This window comes from Xanthomonas sp. WHRI 8932A (assembly GCF_035012785.1).
GTDB lineage: Bacteria > Pseudomonadota > Gammaproteobacteria > Xanthomonadales > Xanthomonadaceae > Xanthomonas.
In genome coordinates, this window is record NZ_JAYGQQ010000010.1 from 93,452 (window position 1) to 107,864 (window position 14,413).

11 protein-coding genes and 1 other RNA gene are annotated in these 14,413 nt (G+C 64.8%); 10 read left to right on the top strand and 2 right to left on the bottom strand.

The genetic code is table 11. From position 1 onward, the window contains the following. The first annotated feature begins 22 nt into the window (after positions 1-22). From xth to VC212_RS16990, 4 genes are all read left to right on the top strand, one after another. Positions 23-1,066: an exodeoxyribonuclease III gene (gene xth / locus VC212_RS16975; RefSeq protein ID WP_115553798.1), complete on the top strand. Its 1,044-nt coding sequence runs from the start codon at positions 23-25 to the stop codon at positions 1,064-1,066. A 484-nt stretch (positions 1,067-1,550) separates the two neighbouring features. Continuing rightward, on the top strand, positions 1,551-2,804 hold the full coding sequence (locus tag VC212_RS16980; RefSeq protein ID WP_115553799.1) for a molybdopterin molybdotransferase MoeA: 1,254 nt from the start codon (positions 1,551-1,553) through the stop codon (positions 2,802-2,804). Positions 2,805-2,841: 37 nt separating this feature from the next. Further along, positions 2,842-3,411 (top strand): molybdenum cofactor guanylyltransferase, encoded by a 570-nt coding sequence (locus tag VC212_RS16985; RefSeq protein ID WP_115553800.1) that lies wholly within the window; start codon positions 2,842-2,844, stop codon positions 3,409-3,411. After that, positions 3,395-3,757 (top strand): hypothetical protein, encoded by a 363-nt coding sequence (locus VC212_RS16990; RefSeq protein WP_115553801.1) that lies wholly within the window; start codon positions 3,395-3,397, stop codon positions 3,755-3,757. The genes VC212_RS16985 and VC212_RS16990 overlap by 17 nt, the downstream gene beginning before the upstream one ends. Before the next feature lie 127 nt (positions 3,758-3,884). Here the strand turns inward: VC212_RS16990 and VC212_RS16995 are convergent. After that, positions 3,885-3,958: non-coding RNA, sX9 sRNA (locus tag VC212_RS16995), on the bottom strand. A gap of 65 nt (positions 3,959-4,023) precedes the next feature. Beyond that, positions 4,024-5,028, bottom strand: coding sequence for an NAD(P)-dependent oxidoreductase (locus VC212_RS17000; protein ID WP_323526442.1), 1,005 nt, complete (start codon positions 5,026-5,028; stop codon positions 4,024-4,026). A gap of 84 nt (positions 5,029-5,112) precedes the next feature. On the opposite strand from VC212_RS17000, the gene VC212_RS17005 reads away from it, so the two are divergent. From VC212_RS17005 to VC212_RS17030, 6 genes are all read left to right on the top strand, one after another. Continuing rightward, positions 5,113-5,685 carry an ANTAR domain-containing protein gene (locus VC212_RS17005; RefSeq protein ID WP_055854586.1) on the top strand — a complete coding sequence of 191 codons (573 nt, stop codon included), beginning with the start codon at positions 5,113-5,115 and terminating at the stop codon, positions 5,683-5,685. Positions 5,686-5,689: 4 nt separating this feature from the next. Continuing rightward, positions 5,690-6,763: a CmpA/NrtA family ABC transporter substrate-binding protein gene (locus VC212_RS17010; RefSeq protein ID WP_323526443.1), complete on the top strand. Its 1,074-nt coding sequence runs from the start codon at positions 5,690-5,692 to the stop codon at positions 6,761-6,763. 811 nt (positions 6,764-7,574) lie between these two features. Continuing rightward, a complete protein-coding gene (locus VC212_RS17015; RefSeq protein WP_193552886.1) occupies positions 7,575-8,744 on the top strand; it encodes a nitrate/nitrite transporter in 1,170 nt (389 codons plus the stop codon). Positions 8,745-8,802: 58 nt separating this feature from the next. Continuing rightward, the gene (gene nirB, locus VC212_RS17020; protein ID WP_323526508.1) at positions 8,803-11,220 is read left to right on the top strand and encodes a nitrite reductase large subunit NirB; all 2,418 of its coding nucleotides are present in this window, start codon (positions 8,803-8,805) and stop codon (positions 11,218-11,220) included. Beyond that, positions 11,217-11,582 carry a nitrite reductase small subunit NirD gene (gene nirD, locus VC212_RS17025; RefSeq protein WP_323526444.1) on the top strand — a complete coding sequence of 122 codons (366 nt, stop codon included), beginning with the start codon at positions 11,217-11,219 and terminating at the stop codon, positions 11,580-11,582. The genes nirB and nirD overlap by 4 nt, the downstream gene beginning before the upstream one ends. Further along, positions 11,579-14,377, top strand: coding sequence for a molybdopterin-dependent oxidoreductase (locus VC212_RS17030; protein ID WP_323526445.1), 2,799 nt, complete (start codon positions 11,579-11,581; stop codon positions 14,375-14,377). Before nirD ends, VC212_RS17030 begins: the two co-directional genes overlap by 4 nt. The last annotated feature ends 36 nt before the right edge of the window (positions 14,378-14,413 follow it).

The following is a 14,413-nucleotide window of genomic DNA, read 5'->3' on the forward strand; positions in this document are numbered from 1 at the left end:
GCGCGCAACAAGCTGGCAATCCATGGCAAGCACCACACGCAAGATCGCCACCTTCAACGTCAACGGAATCGCCAGCCGGTTGCCGCACCTGCTGGAATGGCTCACACGCGAGCAGCCGGATATTGTGGGTCTGCAGGAGCTGAAAGCCACACAAGAGGCGTTTCCGGAGCAGGCGGTTCGCGATGCTGGCTACGGTGTGATCTGGCAGGGGCAGCGCGCCTGGAATGGCGTTGCCTTGTTGGCGCGCGGCGCCGACCCTGTCGAGATTCGCCGTGGCCTGCCCTGGGACCCGAGCGACACTCAGAGCCGCTATCTGGAAGCGGCGATTCATGGGGTGGTGGTGGCCTGTCTGTATCTGCCCAACGGCAACCCGCAGCCTGGTCCGAAATTCGATTACAAGCTCGCCTGGTTTCAGCGTCTTATCCGGCATGCAAAGACGTTGGTGGAGTTGCCGCATCCGGTGGCCTTGATCGGCGACTTCAACGTCGTTCCGACCGATGCGGACATCTACGACCCCAAGGGCTGGCGTAAGGATGCATTGCTGCAACCGGAGAGCCGGCAGGCGTACCAGGCGCTGCTGGAGCAGGGCTGGACCGATAGTCTGCTGGCGGTGCATGGCGATGCGTCGATCTATACGTTCTGGGATTATTTTCGCCAGCATTTTGCGCGTGATCGCGGGCTGCGTATCGATCATCTGCTGCTCAATCGCGCATTGGCGGCCGGCTTGCAGGATGCGGGCGTAGACAAATGGGTGCGAGCGCTGGAAAAGGCCAGCGATCACGCGCCTACCTGGATCAACGTGCGGGTACCGGACGCGATCGCCGAGACCATGGCGAGCGATGAAACCGCATCGACGACGCGCAAACGTGGGCCGACGAAAAAAACGCCAGTGCGCAGACCGGCAGCCAAGACGGCGGCGAAAAGCGGTTCAAAGCGCGCTGCGAAGCAGTCCGTTACGGTAGCGGTAGCGAAAAAGAAAAATGCAACGCGCACGCCGGCAGGCAGTTCGGCAAATGCTGGCAAAGCAGCAGCGAAGAAGGCTGTGCGCACGGTTGGCAAGACGTGACGGAAACGGCTACGCCATGCGTCCAGTTACCAGCTGGTTGCTGTGCCAAGCGAATCACGCCGTCGCGCTACAACGCCTGCGAATGAGCATGGGGTACGGAGATGCGGCTTCAGCATCTTTCTCTGGCACTGCGCTGTACTCCAGGTGGAACTGCACTGCAGATCACGCACTGCACGGGCGTTGATCCTTCAGTCGATGCCTGTTTGTGCAGTCGACACTCAGAGGCTCCGCCAGCCACTCCTCAGTCAATGCCATCCAGGCGACGATGTTTGATCCGCTGCGGCACATCGCCGGTGCTTACGGTCAGCAGGACCAGGGCATTGCTGAGGATAGACGCCCGATTGCCAACCAGCGCGCTCTAGGGGCAGATCGATCGCGACGCCCAGGTTGTGGCGCTACCAGAACGCCACTGCCCACGCTGTACCGGCCACGCTGCAGGCCGGTATCCTAGCCAGGTCATCCACCGGTCGGCATCGCATTGCTCATGATCAGCTACGCCGAAGCATTTGCCATCGTGCACCAGCAGGTCGCCACGCTAGCCAGCGAGTGGGTGGACAGCGCCGATGCCGAGGGCCGTGTACTTGCGCAGGCGTTGTCGAGCCCGGCCGAACTGCCACCATTCGATAACAGCGCCATGGATGGGTTTGCCATCGCCACACAGGGGCTTGGTGCTGCAGCAGGCAGCGAGCATGTGGTGGCGGGCACGGTCGCAGCAGGGACAGATGCCGGTGCGGCGGAGTTGGGTGCGGCGTGGGAGATCATGACCGGTGCTGGCGTACCTGCGCATGCCGATGCGGTGGTGCCGATCGAGCAGGTAGATGTTCTTGCCCACCACGACGCACGCCCCAGCCGCATCCGGCTTCGTGCGGATGTGTGTGCGGGGCAGCACATTCGCTGCCGTGGGGAAGATGTTCGCCTGGATGATGTCGTGATCGCTGCGGGTACCGTGCTGCGTGGTGCGCATTTGATGTTGCTGGCCGGTCTGGGATGCGCGCAAGTTCGGGTCGTGCGGCGACCACGGGTTGCGCTGATCGCGACCGGCCGCGAGTTGATCAGCGACCCCACGCAACCGCTGCAACCCGGACAGATCCGCGATGGCACCAGCAGCTATCTGCGCAGCCAGGTGCACGCAGCGGGCGCGCACCTGGTGTGGCAAGGGCAGGTGGGTGACGACGATGCGGCGTTCGACGCCGCACTTGCACAGGCGCGCAACGCTGGCGCCGACGTGATCTTGAGTACGGGTGCGGTGTCGCGCGGTCGCTATGACTTTGTGCCCGATGCACTGGCACGGCACGCAGCGTGCCTGCTGTTTCACAAGGTCGCCGTGCGACCGGGCAAACCGGTGTTGCTGGCACGGTTTACCGACGGCGTGTTGTACGTGGGCTTGCCGGGCAATCCAATGGCCAGCGCGGCCGGGCTCCGGTTTTTTGTCGAACCGGCCTTGCGCGGATTACTGGGCATGCCGGACGAGCGCGGCCTGCGCGTGGCATTGGAGACGCCGCTGCAAGCGCGGCCGATCTGGCGCCAGCATCTGCGTGCGCGTTTGTACTGCAACGCGCTGGGCGCGCTGTGCGTGCAGATCCTGCCGCAGCAGGAATCGTTCCGGGTGGCGCCCTTGCTGCAGGCCAATGTCTGGGCGGTGCTGGAGCCGCAGGACGACGCAGCGGCGCCACATACGACGGCGGAGGTGTTCGGGCTGGGCCATCTGCAGCCGGCAGCACCGGTGTTGATGGCATGAGCCGGCACGCGGACCGCACGACAGGCGCGTGCACGGCATGAGCGCCGCATCTCCATGGACTGGCGTGGTGCTGGCCGGTGGCCGCTCGTCGCGGATGGGGCAGGACAAGGCCATGCTGCTTTGGCGCGGGCGTCCATTGGTTGCGCAGATGCAGGCGCTGCTGCGCGATGCGGGTGCGCAGGATGTGCTGATCAGCGGCCAGCGCCCGGACTATGACGGCATCGCCGACACGCATCCGGATCTGGGGCCGCTCGGCGGGTTGGTCAGCGTGATCGATCAGGTCGCCGATCTGACCACGCTGGTGGTGGTGCCGGTGGATATGCCGCTGCTGTCCACGCAGTTGATCGCGCGGCTACTGACACCCGCGCAGCAGCGCTGTGTCACTTTCGATGAGCAGATGTTGCCGATGCGCCTATGCATCGACGCCTCCGTGCGTGAAGCGTTGTCGACGTTGATGCACGGTGCTGCAGCATCACGCTCGCTGCGTGCCCTGCAGCGTTCACTGCAGTGCCATCGCGTGGCTGTCACAGACAGCGAACGCGCCGCGTTCGTCAATTGCAATACGCCCGAGCAGTGGAGCCAGCTTATTCATGAAAATCCAGATTGAAGGTCAGCAGGTGCGGTTCCGTATCGACGAAGACGAACTGGCTGCTTTGCTTGCCGGTCGCAGTGTCGACAATCTCAGCCGCTTGCCAAGCGGGCAGGGCGCGCGGCTGGTGCGGCATAGCGTCAGCCTGACCGGCGGTCACGCTGCGTGCAATTGCGCCACCGATCACTGGCAATTGCTGTTGCCGCGCGACGCGTTGGAACAACACGCCCGCCAACTTCCGAGCCGCGAGGGATTGAGCTTCAGTTTCGATGCGGGCGCTGGGCATGCAGAACACATGGCGCTACACGTGACCTTCGATATCGATGTGCGCGACAGTGCGCGCAAGCGGTTTCCGAAGGAGTGAGTTGACGTCTTAAATGCGCCGTTGCTGCATGCGCGTGATGGGACGACACGGGGACAGAATGCGGTAGGCGCTCGTCCTGCGGTCTGCCCAGCACCGACACGGCCGCAGTCTGCTTGCGACTTGAATCGGCTTAAAACGTAGTGAGCAGTCGTCAGGCGGGTAAGGACGGCACACCGGAAGCTGATTGCATGAGCGATACATATGCACTCAGAGCACCGACCGCGCCGCTTGGGTGCTGCGTAGACGTTTCTGTTAGCCGCTCTTGGTCACGGCGTGAGCCGCTTGCACCGTTCGGTGCAAATGCCTGGTACGCGCTCGCAGGCCAGTCCGCGTTCCTGCAGTGCGGCTTCGATCGGGGCCGCTGCCATAGGGCAGTAGCCGGTACCGCTGCGCAGCGCGACCACATGCAGGCCTTCGCTTGCCAGTTCCAGCAGCAATGCGTGCTGTTCCTGGGGCTCGGGCGGCAGTGCGCGCCGCGAGGCGTCGCGGCGGGCCAGCTCGACTACCGCGTCGGGCACATCCGCGCCGACCAGCAGCACATCGGCCAGATTCATTGCACGCAACGCCTTCAAGGTCAGCAGCCCTGGATCGCCGGGGCCGGTGCCGACCAGCTGCACGCTGCCGCGCGCCGGGACGGTATCAGCGTCGTCCAATGCCGCGTTGAACGCAGCGTCGGCTGCGGCATCGTCGCCGGCCTGCAGCAGCAACGGCACCTGCCCATCGATCACGCGATCGAACCACCGCCTGCGCCGGTTCATATCGGGAAATTGGCTGCGGATACGCTCGCGATGGCGCGCAAACAAACCAGCGAAGCGGCCCACCGATGCATCCAGCTCGCGCTCGAGCCGCTCGCGCAGGCGGCGTGCCAGCATCGGCGCCGCACCGGCCGATGAAATGGCGATGACCAGCGGGTCGCGATCAACGATCGCCGGCACCTGGTACGTCGACAGCTCGGCATCGTCCACCACGTTGACCAGCCGCTGGCGTGCGCCCGCGGCCGCAGCAACGCGTTGATTCAAGTCGGTGTCGTCGGTGGCCGCGACCACCAGCCAGACCGTGTCTATCCAGGCCGGATCGAACTCCCCGCCCAGCTGCTCGAAGCGCCCGGCCTGCATCAACTCCGCAAGTTCGGGCGACAGCGCGTGCGCATACAGGCGGATCTGCGCGCCTGCCTTGAGCAGCGCGAGCACCTTGCGCGTGGCGACCTCGCCACCGCCGATCACCAGCACGGCACGCCCCTGCAGATTTGCGAACAACGGGAACAACGGCATCAGGCCCACTCCAAAATGATGACTCGCACCAACGGCATGTTGCATGGCACCATCGGGCCACGTCCACACGCCTCGCCGCCGCCAATGCGTGTTTTGCTGGTCAACGATACCGAAAAGCCCATTGGCGAACTGCGCCAGGCGTTGACGCGCGCCGGCTACACGGTGCTCGACGATGTGGCATCGGTCGGTGCATTGCTGCATGCGGTGCAGAGCCAGCAGCCGGATGTGGTGGTGATCGACGTGGATTCGCCGTCGCGCGACACGTTGGAGCAGTTGTCGATGCTGCACACCCACGCGCCGCGCCCGGTGGTGATGTTTTCCGGAGATGGCGACGACGCGCTGATCCACGCGGCGGTAGGCGCAGGTGTCACCGCGTATGTGGTGGATGGCCTGGCGCCGGCGCGGCTGGCGCCGATCGTGCAGGTGGCGCTGGCCCGGTTTGCGCACGAAAGCAGCATGCGCAAGCGCCTGGACGATGTGCAGCAGGCCTTGCAGGACCGCAAACAGATCGATCGCGCCAAGGGTCTGCTGATGGAAAAACGTGGCCTCAGCGAGGCCGATGCGTACGCAGCGCTGCGCCAGCAGGCGATGAAGCAGGGCGTCAAGCTGGCCGAAGTGGCGCGACGTATCGTGGCCATGGCCGAGTTGTTGGGATGAACAGATGAGCCAAGCCGATCTCCCCGTATTGCGCGTGGCCTACATGCCGCTGATCGACTGCGCGCCGTTGATTGCCGCACACCGGCTGGGCCTGGATCGCGTGCACGGCCTGCAGCTGGACCTGCACCGGCAGGCCTCCTGGGCCGGCGTGCGCGACCGTCTGCTGGCGGGCGAGGTGGACGCAGCGCATGCGCTGGCCAGCCTGGTGTATGCCATCGATTTGGGCGTTGCCGGGCCGCAGTGCCCGATGGCGTTGCTGATGACGCTCAACCACAACGGTCAGGCGATCACCATGGCGCCGGCATTGGCGCAGGCGCTTGTCGACGGCCAGGCGCTGCCGCAGGTACTGAACAACCTGGGACGACGCGCGGTGTTTGCGCAGACCTTTCCCACTGGCACGCACGCGTTGTGGCTGTATTACTGGCTGGCCGCGGGCGGCGTGGATCCAATGCGCGATGTCGATGTGCTCAGCATTCCACCGCCGCAGATGCCCGATGCCCTGGCCAGTGGATTGATCGACGGCTACTGCTCCGGGGAGCCCTGGGCAGCCGTGGCGCAGGCGCAGGGCAGCGGCGCGCGGGTGATCCGCAGCGGTCAACTGTGGCCCGGTCATCCCGAAAAGGTACTGGCCTGCCGGCGTGAGTTTGCCGCCTTGCAGCCGGAGCTGACCGAGCAATTGACCGCCTGCGTGCTGGAAGCGTGCCGCTGGCTGGATGCCTCCGCGGAGAACCGCGCGCACTGCGCGCAGTGGTTGGCGGAGCCGCAGCATATCGGCGTGTCGGCGGCGCATCTGGAAGCGTGCCTGGATGCCGATGTCGATGGTCTAGCGCGCGATGCCACTGCGCTGGCCTTCCATCGCCACGGCACGGTGAACATGCCTTGGCTATCGGATGGCGAGTGGTTCCTGCGCCAGTTCCAGCGCTGGGGATGGCATGACATCCAGGACGACGATATCGCGCGGCTGCGCGACATCCATCGCTTGGACAACTATCGCCGTGCTGCGGTGCGCGTGGGGGTGGCTGTGCCGGATGGCGATCATCGGCGCAATCGGTTGTTCGATACCCCCATAGGCGACTGACGCGGTTTTTTTGCAGGGCCTTGCCCGGCCACCATCGCGGGACACGCCGTGAATCCTTCCGGGGAGGCTCTTATGCGGCATAAGGTCCTGCGACGGTAGGCGGATAAGGACCAGTGAAGATGGTCGGCGTGTTGGGTTTTCAATAAAGCCGCCAGCAGACTGTCTGGCGCGGTGTCCTTGCCGCTCGCGGGACCGTGTGGCGGCATGGATGCCGCCACCGATCCTCCACGGACGGATGCACGGCGTGTCCCGCGAGCGGTGAGGGCACCGCGCTCTCGACGCAGTCAGCGGTTGCCTGTCTCTATAACGACGCGACTCAGCGACTTATCTTCTGCATCGCAATGCTTGGACAGCGCAGATGCATCCACTGCGGAGCCATAGATCCACGGCTTCGCTGCGGCACACGCGATGGGTGCAGCATGTGATCTTGCCTAGGTAGCAACCTGGATGACCGGCGCACGCTATTGGTGCGTAGCCGCACGAAAGACGGGAGTGGCGAGCTGCATCTGCCTACCAGAAAGCCGCGAAGCATTCGCGCGAAATTCAATGAAACATCTATTTTTCAATGGCTTGCAGAAATGTGACGTGTTGATGAAAAAGTTGGCACGCTGATTGCGTAGCAGTCACGTGCAGGTACAACGGCGTGCCTGCAACAACACGTACACGGTGCAGCGGCTCAACGGCGATCCGCACGCATCCAGGACAACGGCGTCCTTCCGGTTTACCGGAGGGACGCCGTTTTTTTTTGGCCATCGCATTCGAAGAGGTCTCTATGCAGCGCTCGTTCTGGCGATCCGGGCACACGCCCACCTTGTTCGCATCCTTCCTGTATTTCGACCTGAGCTTCATGGTGTGGTATCTGCTCGGGCCGTTGCAGGTGCCGATTGCGCAAGCGCTGGGATTGGATACGCAGCAGCGCGCCTTGATGGTGGCGGTGCCCATCCTGTGCGGCGCGGTGCTGCGCCTGGTGCTGGGCATGTTTGCCGATCGCGTCGGTGCAAAGCGTGCCGGCGTACTCGCGCAGCTTGCCGTCATCGCCGCGTTATTCGGCGCCTGGCAACTAGGCGTCAACAGCATGGGGCAGGTGTTGATATTGGGTGTGCTGCTCGGCATTGCCGGCGCCTCGTTTGCAGTGGCATTGCCGCTGGCATCGCGCTGGTATCCGCCCGAGCATCAGGGCACTGCGATGGGCATTGCCGGTGCAGGCAATTCCGGCACGGTGCTGGCCGCGTTGTTCGCGCCAATGCTGGCCGCCGCATTCGGCTATCAAAACGTATTTGGACTGGCGTGCATCCCCTTGGTGCTGACGCTGATCGTGTTTGCGTCGATTGCCAAGGAAGCGCCCACACCGGTCGCACGCAAGCAATGGGCCGACTACGGCCGCGTGCTGGTGGGTAACCGCGATGCATGGCGCTTCATGTTTTTCTACGCGATCACCTTTGGCGGGTTTTCCGGCTTTGCGAGCGCGTTGCCGGGCTACTTCCATGACCAGTTCGGCTTCGATGCGCGCACTGCCGGGTGGGCGACTGCGGCCTGCGTGCTAGCCGGTTCGGTGATGCGCCCGCTCGGCGGCGTCATTGCCGATCGCGTTGGCGGCACACGTGCCTTGCTGACGGTGTATCTGCTGGTGGCCGTGCTGGTGGGCATTGCCGGGTTCGGTGCGGGTGGGGCCACGCTCACGCTGGCGTTGTTCGTACTGACCTTGCTGTGCCTTGGTGCTGGCAATGGCGCTGTTTTTCAGCTGGTGCCGCAGCGATTTGGCCAGGACATCGGGGTGATGACCGGCTTGATCGGCATGGCCGGCGGCATCGGCGGGTTTGCGCTGGCCGCGAGCCTTGGCGTGCTCAAGCAACACACCGGCAGTTATGCATTGGGCATGTGGCTGTTCGCCGCGTTCGCGTTGGGTGGCTGGGCGCTGCTGGCCGGGGTCAAGACCCAGTGGCGCAGCGAGTGGTCCACCGCCGGCGCGGCGCGCGTCTGACATGTCGACAGGAATCCAGGCAATGAAGCAACCCAGACTCGTCGTCATCGGCAACGGCATGGCCGGCATCCGCACCGTGGAAGAACTGCTCAAGCTGATGCCGGGCATGTATCACATCACCGTGTTCGGGGCCGAGCCGCATCCCAACTACAACCGCATCCTGCTCTCGCCCGTGTTGGCCGGCGAGCAGGAGTTCGACGACATCGTGTTGAATCCGCTGCAGTGGTACCGCGACAACGGCATCCATCTGCACTTGAACAAGGAAGTGACGCGCATCGATCGCGTGCGCCGCCGCGTGATCGCCGCCGATGGCACCGAAGCCGAGTACGACCGGTTGTTGATCGCCACCGGCTCAGTGCCGTTCGTGCTGCCGATTCCCGGCAATACGTTGAAAGGCGTGATCGGGTATCGCGATATCCAGGACACCCGCACCATGATCGACACCGCGCGCAGCAGACAGCATGCGGTGGTGATCGGTGGCGGCCTGCTCGGTCTGGAAGCGGCCAACGGGTTGAAAGTACGTGGCATGGATGTGACCGTGGTGCACCTGGCTGGCTGGTTGCTGGAGCGCCAGCTCGACCCGGTGGCCGGCAACCTGTTGCAACAGGCACTGCGCGCACGCGGGCTGGAGTTTCGCCTCAATACCGCCACCAGCGCGCTGCTGGGCAATGCGCAGGGCGAAGTGATCGGGGTGAAGTTTGCCGACGGCAGCGAGATTCCCGCCGATCTGGTGGTGATGGCCGCCGGTATCCGCCCGAACACGCGGCTGGCCGAAGAAGCCGGCATCCATTGCTCACGCGGCATCGTGGTCAACGACAGCCTGCAGAGTTTCGACCCGCGCGTGTATGCGGTGGGCGAGTGCGCCAACCATCGTGGCATTGCGTATGGCCTGGTCGCGCCATTGTTCGAGCAGGCCAAGGTCTGCGCCAATCATCTGGCGCAGTTCGGTATCGGTATCTATCGCGGCTCGGTGGCATCGACCAAACTCAAGGTCACCGGCATCGACCTGTTCTCGGCCGGCGACTTCATGGGTGGCGATGGCTGCGAAGAAATCGTGCTGTCCGACCCGGCCGGCGGCGTCTATAAAAAGCTGGTGATCCGCGACGACGTGCTGGTGGGTGCGTGCCTGTATGGCGACACCAGCGATGGCGGCTGGTACTTCAAGTTGCTCAAGGACGGCACGCCGATCCAGGCGCAACGCGACCAACTGATCTTCGGCGAAAGCGCGTTGGGCGACTCGGGCACCGGCGGCCAGGACCGTGCCAGCGCGATGTCCGACAGCGATGAGGTCTGCGGTTGCAACGGCGTGTGCAAGGGCACGATTGTCAAAGCGATCAGTGAGCAAGGCCTGTTCACTGTGGACGAGGTGAAAAAGCACACCAAGGCGGCCAGTTCCTGCGGTTCGTGCACCGGTTTGGTCGAACAGATCCTGATGAACTGCCTGGGTTCCAACTTCCAGGAAACTCCGAAAACCAAGGCGGTTTGCGCGTGTACCGACTTGAGTCATGGCGAAGTGCGCCGTGCCATTCGTGAACACAAACTGCTGACCCACGCACAGGCCTATGCCTTCATGGAGTGGCGCACGCCCAATGGCTGCGCCACCTGCCGGCCGGCGATCAACTACTACATGCTCTCGACCTGGCCGCATGAAGCCATCGACGACCCGCAATCGCGTTTCATCAACGAGCGCGCGCACGCCAACATCCAGAAAGACGGCACCTTCTCGGTGATTCCGCAGATGAAAGGCGGGGTGACCAACGCCAGCGAGCTGCGCCGCATTGCCCATGTCGCCGACAAGTACGCGGTGCCGATGGTCAAGGTGACCGGCGGCCAGCGCATCGATCTGCTTGGCGTCAAGAAAGAAGATCTGGTGGATGTGTGGCGCGATCTGGGCATGCCGTCCGGCCATGCCTACGGCAAGTCGATCCGCACGGTGAAGACCTGCGTGGGCAGCGAGTTTTGTCGCTTCGGCACCCAGAACAGCACGCAGATGGGCATCGATCTGGAAACCATGTTGGCCAACATGTGGAGCCCGCACAAGGTGAAGCTGGCGGTGTCCGGTTGCCCGCGGAATTGCGCCGAATCCGGCATCAAGGATGTGGGCATCATCGCGGTGGACTCGGGCTGGGAGCTGCACGTTGGCGGCAATGGCGGCATCAAGACCGAGGTTGCGCGCTTCCTGGTCAAGGTGACCACGGCCGAGGAAGTACGCGAGTACACCGGTGCGTTTTTGCAGCTGTATCGCGAACAGGCCTATTACCTGGATCGCACCGTGCACTACATCGCACGCGTGGGGCTGGATTACATCCGTGCGCAGGTGGTGGACGACGCGGCCAACCGGCGTGCGCTGTACGAGCGGCTGTTGTATTCGCTCGAAGGCCTGGTCGACCCCTGGAAGGCGCGCATCGCCGGCGAGCGGCGCCAGGAATACCAACCGCTGCGCATCGCCGCGCCAGCCGCAACGGTGGAGGAATGAGCATGCAGAACGCCGCATGGGTGCGCGTGTGTGCATTGCAGGACCTGCCGGCGCTGGGCGCGCGCGTGCTGGAAGTCGATGGGCTGCCGCCGATCGCCATCTTCCGCACTGCCGGCGACCAGGTGTTTGCGCTGCGCGATCGTTGCCCGCACAAGGGCGGGCCGTTGTCGCAAGGGATCGTGGCCGGCGACACCGTGACCTGCCCGTTGCATGGCTGGGCGATCGGCTTGCAGAGCGGGCAGGCCTACGCACCGGACGTGGGCTGCGCGCCGCGCTACCCGATCAAGGTGGAAGCCGATGCCGTGTGGATCGTGTTGCAGCCGGTGTCGCAACCGGATGCCGTGACCGAGCCGGCGACATGAGCGAAGGCCTGCAGGCCGCGTCGCCTGCCACGGCAGCGCAGTCGCATATGGCAGCGCCGATGCATCGCATCACGCGTTCGACCTGTTGCTACTGCGGTGTGGGTTGCGGCGTGCTGATCCACAGCGAGCACGACGCCGATGGCGAGCACATCGTGGGCATCGAAGGCGACCCGCTGCATCCGGCCAATCACGGCCGTCTGTGCAGCAAGGGTCTGGCGTTGCCACAGACCGTTGCAAGCACGCAGGGGCGTGTGCTTGCGCCGGAGTTGCGCCGGCATCGGCAGGCACCGCGTGCGCCGGTGAGCTGGGATCAGGCCCTGCAGCATGTCAGCGGCAAGCTGGCTGCCATCGTCAAGGAACATGGCCCGGATTCGGTGGCGTTCTATCTGTCCGGGCAGCTGCTCACCGAGGACTACTACGTCTTCAACAAGCTGGCCAAGGGCCTGCTCGGCACCAACAACATCGATACCAATTCGCGCCTGTGCATGTCCAGCGCGGTCACCGGGTACAAGCTTGCGCTCGGTGCCGATGGCCCGCCGACCTGCTATGAAGATCTGGAGCTGGCGCACACGGTGCTGTTTGCCGGCAGCAACATGGCGTACGCGCATCCGGTGCTGTTTCGCCGGCTCGAAGACGCGCGCGCACGCAACCCGGACATTCGCTGGATCGTGATCGATCCGCGGCGCACCGATACCGCGGCCATGGCCGACCTGCACCTTGCAATCGAACCCGGCACCGACGTCGCCTTGTTCAACGGCATGCTGCATCACCTGATCTGGGAGGGTCTGGTGGATGCGCGTTTCGTTGCGGCGAGCACTCAGGAGTTCGATGCCCTCAAGCGGATGTTGCGCGAGTACACCCCGCGCATGAGCGCCGAGATCTGCGGAATCTCGCACGAGGACCTGGTGCAGGCGGCCGAGTGGTTCGGGCGCAGCCCGGCGGCGCTGTCGCTGTATTGCATGGGCTTGAATCAGTCGGCGCACGGCACCGACAAGAATCTTGCGTTGATCAATCTGCATCTGGCCACCGGTCAGATCGGCAAGCCGGGCGCGGGGCCGTTTTCGCTGACCGGCCAGCCCAATGCGATGGGCGGGCGCGAAGTGGGCGGCATGGCGACGATGCTGGCGGCGCACCGCGAGATCGGCAATGCGGAGCATCGTGCCGAAGTGGAGCAGCTCTGGGGCCTGCCGGCGGGGCGCATCTCGCCGAACCCCGGCACGCCGGCGGTGGAGTTGTTCGAGCGCCTGCGCACCGGCACCTTGAAGGCAGTGTGGATCGTCTGTACCAACCCCGTGCATTCGATGCCGGAAGTGGCCGGCATTCGCGCCGCGCTGGAACAGGCCGAACTGGTGATCGTGCAGGATGCCTTCTCCGGCACCGACACCGTGCCTTATGCCGACGTCTTGCTGCCGGCGGCCAGTTGGGGCGAGAAGGACGGCACGGTGACCAACTCCGAACGCCGCATCACCCGCGTGCGCAAGGCAGTGGAAGCGCCGGGGCAGGCGCGTGCCGATTGGTGGATTGCCAACGAAGTTGCGCGTCGACTGGAGGCGCTGCTGGCGCCCGCCACAGGCGCCGGCCTGTTTGCATTCGACAGCACCGCAGAGGTCTTTGACGAGCATCGTGCGCTGACGGTAGGGCGCGACCTGGATATCGGTGGCCTGGATTACGCAGTGCTGGACAATGGCCCGCAGCAATGGCCGTTTCCTGCAGGGGCCACGCAAGGGCAGGCACGGCGCTACACCGATGGAGTGTTCGCCACTGCCGACGGCCGTGCGCGGTTTCATGCAACGCCGTATCGCAAGGTGGCAGAAGCCACCTCGGCACGCTTTCCGATGCGCCTGCTCACCGGTCGCCTGCGCGACCAATGGCATGGCATGTCGCGCACCGGGCGCGTAGCCGCGGCCTATGCGCACAGCCCGGAACCGTCCTTGCGCATGCACCCGGACGATGCCGTACGCCGCGGGCTGGTGGCTGGCGAATTGGTACAGGTGGCCAGCAAGCGCGGTGCGCTGGTGCTGCCGCTGGAGTTGTCGGACGAACTGCGCTCCGGAACCGTCTTTGCCGCAATGCACTGGAGCGGGCAGACGCTGTCCAGCGGCGGCATCAACGAGGTCAGCACCTCGGCGGTGGATGCGCGCTCGCAACAGCCGGAGCTCAAACACGCGGCAGTCCGCGTGGAGAAGGCGGTGTTTGGCTGGCATCTGCTGGCGGCACGCCGCGGTGATGCGTTGGCGTTGCAGCAGGCACTGCAACCGCTGCTGCGCGAGTGCGGCTACGCGAGCTTGCGTCTGCATGCCGAACCCTTAGCCGATGCCGGTGGGCAGTGGGCGGTGCTGCATGCGGCCTGCGAGCGCGCGCCCGATCCTGCCTGGATCGATCGTCTGGTGGCTGCGCTGCAGTTGCCGGCCGGCGCCGACGTTCTGGAATACCGCGATCTGCGCCGCGGATTGATGCGCCGCGTTGGCTGGCGCACACAGGACGGGCAGAGCCATATCGATGGCCTGCTGCTGACCGCCGCATACCCCAGCGATGCCAATCAGTCGCTGCTGACGGTCGCCTTGGCCGGCAAGCCCTGGCGGGGTGCACGGCTGGCCGTGTTCGCACCGACGCCTTCCGCGCCCAGCGACCCGATCGTGTGCACCTGCATGCAGGTGTCGGCCGCCGCGATTCATGCGGCCATCGACGATGGCGCCGACGTGGCGCAGCTCAAGCAACGCCTGGGCTGCGGCACCGTCTGCGGTTCCTGCATTCCGCAACTGACCCGGTTGTGCCGCCAACCGCGGCTGGCCTGATGCACCTCATCCCTCCACACACTGCGAGATCTCTCA

Excerpts from the sequence above, each read along its gene's own strand:
- VC212_RS16990 (WP_115553801.1), top strand. The coding sequence starts at position 3,395 with ATGAAAATCCAGATTGAAGGTCAGCAGGTGCGGTTCCGTATCGACGAA.
- VC212_RS17005 (WP_055854586.1), top strand. The coding sequence starts at position 5,113 with ATGCGTGTTTTGCTGGTCAACGATACCGAAAAGCCCATTGGCGAACTG.
- VC212_RS16980 (WP_115553799.1), top strand. The coding sequence starts at position 1,551 with ATGATCAGCTACGCCGAAGCATTTGCCATCGTGCACCAGCAGGTCGCC.
- nirB (WP_323526508.1), top strand. The coding sequence starts at position 8,803 with ATGGCCGGCATCCGCACCGTGGAAGAACTGCTCAAGCTGATGCCGGGC.
- VC212_RS17000 (WP_323526442.1), bottom strand. The coding sequence starts at position 5,028 with ATGCCGTTGTTCCCGTTGTTCGCAAATCTGCAGGGGCGTGCCGTGCTG.
- VC212_RS17030 (WP_323526445.1), top strand. The coding sequence starts at position 11,579 with ATGAGCGAAGGCCTGCAGGCCGCGTCGCCTGCCACGGCAGCGCAGTCG.
- VC212_RS17010 (WP_323526443.1), top strand. The coding sequence starts at position 5,690 with ATGAGCCAAGCCGATCTCCCCGTATTGCGCGTGGCCTACATGCCGCTG.
- nirD (WP_323526444.1), top strand. The coding sequence starts at position 11,217 with ATGAGCATGCAGAACGCCGCATGGGTGCGCGTGTGTGCATTGCAGGAC.
- xth (WP_115553798.1), top strand. The coding sequence starts at position 23 with ATGGCAAGCACCACACGCAAGATCGCCACCTTCAACGTCAACGGAATC.
- VC212_RS16985 (WP_115553800.1), top strand. The coding sequence starts at position 2,842 with ATGAGCGCCGCATCTCCATGGACTGGCGTGGTGCTGGCCGGTGGCCGC.